Here is a 4,857-nt window from a genome sequence, read left to right as displayed (position 1 = left end):
CCGTCAACTCATCCACCGCGCCCGCACCCTCTACCGCTGGGACACACGCCCCACCACCCGCAGGCTCAGGTAACACCTATCGCCGGTCGCTCTTACTAAATGGTGCGGCTGGACGGCCAGCGTCCAGCCGTGTTGATCACTTTGGGCGGAAGGGGCACAATCGCAGGGTGATCGCGAGCGTGTTCTTCGACGTGGGCGAGACGATCGTCGACGAATCCCAGGAGTACGGGACCTGGGCGGACTGGCTGGGTGTACCTCGGCACACCTTCTCGGCAGTCTTCGGGGCGGTGATCGCTCGCGGCTTGGACTACCGGGAGACGTTCCAGGTCTTCCGGCCCGGATTCAACCTGGACGAGGAGCGGAAGCGCCGCGCGGCGGTCGGCCAGCCGGAGCACTTCTCGGAGGAGAACCTTTACCCGGATGCTCGGCCGTGCCTGGCCGCACTGCGTGAGTTGGGCGTGCAGGTCGGCCTGGCTGGTAACCAGACGGCACGGGCCGAGACGATTCTGCGCGCCTTGGACCTGCCGGTGGACGTGATCGGCACGTCGGACGGCTGGGGTGTGGAGAAGCCGTCCGCAGCGTTCTTCGAGCGCGTTGTAGCGGAGGCAGGCTGCCCGGCCGATCAGGTGCTGTACGTCGGGGACCGGCTGGACAACGACATCCGGCCCGCACGGGACGTCGGAATCCCGACCGCACTGATCCGGCGCGGCCCGTGGGGGCACATCCTTGACGACAAGGCCGTCAGCGAACGCTGCCTCTTCCGGATCGACTCGCTGGCTGAGCTGCCCGAGCTGGTGCGCAAGCACAACGAGTCAGCGGGTTAGCTGCCGGGTAGGGCGGCTCGGGTGGCGGCGAGGGCGGCGATTCGTTCGTCGAGCTGCCTGCCCTTCCGGCTGTCGCCGAGCACGGGCCGGACGGCCCTGACACGGTCCAGGCCGGTGCCATACCAGTCGCTGTGCAAAGCGTCCATCGCCTGGTTGAGGTATTCGGCGGCGTGGTCGCCGTCGCTGCTATGTGCGGAGGCGAGATCGGCGAGTATGACGCTGCGCTGCTTGGCCGCAGTGGCAGACAGGCCGGCGAGAGCCGCGGTGAGCTGACCGGCGGCCTCGGTGTGGTCGTTGGCCGAAAGGGCCGCGTAGCCGGCGAAGGAGTGCAGCCGACCAGCGTCGTAGAAGTCGAGCCATTCCGGCGGGGTGGGGTTAGCCTCGATCGCGATAGCGGCGAGGTCGACTTGGTGGCGGCTGGCTGCTCCGGCTCCGGCGCGGGCTTCGACTTCCGACGCGACACAGTGCAGCCAGGAGCGGACGGCTGGGTTGACGCCGTGCCACGTGTGCTGGAGCGCCGCGTCGATCAGCGGGCGTGCGGCGGACGGGTCGTGGCTGAAGGCGGGGATGAATGCCATGTGGCCGAGGACAGCGGCAGCCAGGGCGTGATCTCCAGCTTCCCGGGTAGCGGCGAGGGCGACGTCGTAGCAGCGTTGGGCGACGGCGGGCTGGTTGAGGTCGAAGAACGGCAGCCGGGCGGTGAGGAGCGCGGATCCGGCGAGGGCGGCGGCGAGGGTCGTGCGGTTGGTGCCGCTCGCCGCGCGGACGAGTCCGGTACCGAGCTGCGTGTGGGCGTATGCGGCCTCGTAGAGCGGCCGGGCCGGGCTGGTCCAGTACAGCGCCCGCTGGCAGCGAACGATGTCGGCGTACGCGTTTGGGTCGGTGGTCTTCGTGCCGGCTTGCGCTGCCTGCGGGTCCAGCGACAGCAGCGGCGCGACCAGCGGCAGCATGCTTGCGCCGAACAGCGCGCGTAGGACTGCTGCCCGGTCCCAGCCGGCCTCGTTCTCGTCTCCGGTGAGCATGTCCCACAACCTCCTGAACTCGTGCAGTGTCTCGGCCTGCGGGCACATGGCCAACTCGTCGGAAGTGAGGAGGCCGAGCTGGCTGGCTGGCTTGTCGAAGATGGCCACCAGGTGTTTGCGGTAGCGGGGGTCGGGCCACCGTTCGCCCGTTTCCCATCGCCGCACGGTGTTGGCGTTGAGTCCGGTGTCGGTTTCTCCGGCATGGCTCATACCCGCACGAATGCGCTCGGTGACCTCCTCGTACGACCAGCCTCGCTGCAGCCTCTCCCACGCTAGCCGCCGATTGGGGGGATAGCGCCGTCCGGCCATCCGAGCACCTCCGCGCATTGCCTGCCGACGATAGCCACGCTACCCATGCCCGCTACGGCCCGTCATTACCTGGTCGCGAGCGGATGGGTAGTGGACGGTACCCCTGAGCCCTCCTGAACGGTTCGCTGTTGTCGAGCATCCAAGACCGCGGCCGAGCGGCGAGCCAGCTCATCGACCCATTGCCATCGATGCCAGGGGATTCATGGTGGACAGATCGATCGACTCTGACGAGACGGCCAGGGAGTTTGGTTCGGCTACGGCGGCGGGCGGGTGCGTATTCGCGAGGCTGATGCCTCGCTGGCGTGCCGCCATAAGGGCTGCGCAGGCGGGTGGACCGGCGGTGCGCTCCCAGCCGCCGCCCCGTGATGGCGTGCCCGCCGGGACACCGGCGGGCACGCCAGGACCGGCAGCCGAGGCCCCGGCTGAGGTTCGTCGAACGGTGGTGCCACGAGTCCGGCCGCCGCGAGGCACTGACCTAATCGGCGACCGTTGCAGATTGATTCCGGCCGTTAGGTACAGCTCGGTCATTGTCCGAGTGACGGCAGCACGGGGCGGGCGGTAGCCGATACCCGGCGGAAACGAGACGAGGAGGTGAGGGCCCGACCACTCGCAGCGCCGCTCATAACGGCGGTCCTGCCAGCCGGCTAGCTCCGCAGGACCGCTCGACCACCGCAAACGGTCACATCCCCACTGGAAAGGAATTGCCGCAATGACGGTAGCGACTGCCGACCTTATCAAAGTTGACCTGCCCGTGCCGTTCACCAAGACCTGGGAGCGCATCTCCGGCATCACGGTCGACGGGCCGATGCTGACGATCAAGCCGGAGGAGTTTTCTTCCGCTACGAGAACCCGAGCTGGCTGCTGTGCGACTGGCAGCGGGTCCGGGCCGAACTGCTCCCGGCCGTGGAGAGCGAGGACCTGACGATCGAGCAGCTCGTGCTCGACTTCGTCAAAAAGCACGGATACTCCACCACAGACCCGGCCGAGGTGCTGCGCACCGCACACGACGTGTACGCCTACATGTTCCGCGAGGAGCATCTGCAGGACCCCGGCTTGGACTTCGTGCCCGATGGGACGCTGCTGATGCTGCGCGAGTGCGGCACCCTGATGGCCCTCAACCGCGTCGAGCTCGACGGGCACATCAGCAACGTCTCCCCAGCCTGGATGCTGTGCGCCGCCGCCCAGGTGGTCTACGATCTGGACAAGGCGACCGCTGAAGTGCTCGACGAGCTGTATCACGGCACCTGGTTCAACGAGTCGCGTCGGCGCGAGAGCATCCTCGCGCACGCGGCTCTCGGCGGCAGGCTGGTTCATGCCTGCCAGGGCGCTCCCAACATGTCCGGCGGCTGGTCGTGCCCTTCGGCACCGACGTCGAAACGATGCGCCGCGAGCTGGCCGGCATGCGCGTGCCCTGGATCGAGCGGACCCTGGCCCCGCTGACCTGAGAAGAACCGGTGGCCGCGCGGCGCCTTTGCCGCTTCCCCTGCCCACACGGCCACCTCCATCAGAACCGGTGGCCGCGCGCAGCCTCCCCGTGCCGCGCGCGGCCACCCGGGAAACATTCGAGGAGTAGCAGTGGCGATTGCCAGGGATACCAGCGGCCGGGTCGTGACGGTCCGGGACATGCTCGACGGCATCAGCACCTCGCTGAAGTACACCAACTACCAGCTCGACACCGCCGGCATCGGTCACGAGCCGCACCCGTGGAACTGGACCGAGTCCGCCGGCCACTTCCGCAGCGTGGTCACCAAGGAAGCCGAACTCGCCGAACACGTCGCCCGCACCATCGACCGCTGGGTCAAGGCGAACCCGGACACCGACGCCGCGAACCTGGCCGCGATGCGCGCCGCCTCCAAGGACCTCAAGGCCGCCGCCCGAAGCCTTGTCAACCTCGGAAAGAAGATGCGCAACGTGCAGGCCTGCCTCGACGTCACCCAGTCGTAGTCCCGTGCGCACCAGCATCTTCACGGCAATCAACCGGCACGCGTGGGACCATCAAGCCCGCCTCGCGCTGCCGGACGACCGACCGATGGCTCCCAGCCGGGTCGAGTGGACGCAGTATCCCGGGCACGGCCCGGGTGCGGAGCTGTTCGGCGAGGTCAGCGGGCTGGCTGTGGCCGAACTCGGCTGTGGCAACGGCGACAACCTCGCTCCACTGGCTGTGCGTGGCGCTGACTGCGTCGGTGTGGACGTCGCACCGCTACAGATCACCCGGGCGTGCACACGCTGGGGCCACCTGCCGATCCGGTTCCAGTGCGCCGACGCGCGTCTTTCTCGCCCGTACAGGCCCGTTGGACATTTGCTTCTCCGTCTTCGGGGCGGTGGGGTTGTGCCCGCCGGAGCAACTCCTGCCGCTGATCGCACGGCGCCTGCGTCCCGGCGGCCGGCTGCTGTTCTCCGTGCCGCACCCGCGCTGGCTCGGCCCGCGGCGGACCGTGATGCGACTGGCTGACGGGAGCCAGGTGGCCGTTGCCCGATGGATGTCAGGACCGCAGGGCTGGAAGGCCGCCGTCACCGCATCCGGGCTGCGGTGCCTACGCGTGAGCCCCGTCGGCACCCCCACCGGCGACGGCATCTGCTGCCTGCTTGTGCACGCCCAGAAGCCCGGCGGAACCTGTCAAGTCAAGTGAGACGTTTTCGTGGTCAGGTGTTCTGTAGATCTGCGGGTTGAGCTGTGGGTTTGTTGATCCAGACGGTGTTGG

General features: G+C 68.4%; 5 protein-coding genes. 4 read left to right on the top strand and 1 reads right to left on the bottom strand.

All coding sequences use genetic code 11. The annotated features are described in order from the left end of the window. Window positions 1–167 precede the first annotated feature (167 nt). Window positions 168–824: an HAD family hydrolase gene (locus AB0G14_RS34695; RefSeq protein WP_357704862.1), complete on the top strand. Its 657-nt coding sequence runs from the start codon at window positions 168–170 to the stop codon at window positions 822–824. Here the strand turns inward: AB0G14_RS34695 and AB0G14_RS34690 are convergent. Continuing rightward, window positions 821–2,155, bottom strand: coding sequence for a helix-turn-helix transcriptional regulator (locus AB0G14_RS34690; RefSeq protein ID WP_357704860.1), 1,335 nt, complete (start codon window positions 2,153–2,155; stop codon window positions 821–823). The genes AB0G14_RS34695 and AB0G14_RS34690 overlap by 4 nt on opposite strands. A 903-nt stretch (window positions 2,156–3,058) precedes the next feature. Between AB0G14_RS34690 and AB0G14_RS34685 the strand changes: the two genes are divergently transcribed. From AB0G14_RS34685 to AB0G14_RS34675, 3 genes are all read left to right on the top strand, one after another. After that, window positions 3,059–3,595, top strand: a complete 537-nt coding sequence (locus tag AB0G14_RS34685; RefSeq protein ID WP_357704858.1) for a hypothetical protein — start codon at window positions 3,059–3,061, stop codon at window positions 3,593–3,595. 135 nt (window positions 3,596–3,730) lie between these two features. Beyond that, window positions 3,731–4,099, top strand: coding sequence for a hypothetical protein (locus tag AB0G14_RS34680; RefSeq protein WP_357704856.1), 369 nt, complete (start codon window positions 3,731–3,733; stop codon window positions 4,097–4,099). An 85-nt stretch (window positions 4,100–4,184) separates the two neighbouring features. After that, window positions 4,185–4,607 (top strand): class I SAM-dependent methyltransferase, encoded by a 423-nt coding sequence (locus AB0G14_RS34675; RefSeq protein WP_357704864.1) that lies wholly within the window; start codon window positions 4,185–4,187, stop codon window positions 4,605–4,607. The last annotated feature ends 250 nt before the right edge of the window (window positions 4,608–4,857 follow it).

The organism is Micromonospora sp. NPDC023814 (assembly GCF_040639595.1).
Classification (GTDB): Bacteria; Actinomycetota; Actinomycetes; order Mycobacteriales; family Micromonosporaceae; genus Micromonospora.
This window is presented reverse-complemented; position numbering and strand designations above follow the sequence as displayed.

Bases quoted from the DNA above. Each gene is read 5' to 3' on its own strand.
- AB0G14_RS34675 (WP_357704864.1), top strand. From the start codon at position 4,185: ATGGCTCCCAGCCGGGTCGAGTGGACGCAGTATCCCGGGCACGGCCCG.
- AB0G14_RS34690 (WP_357704860.1), bottom strand. From the start codon at position 2,155: ATGGCCGGACGGCGCTATCCCCCCAATCGGCGGCTAGCGTGGGAGAGG.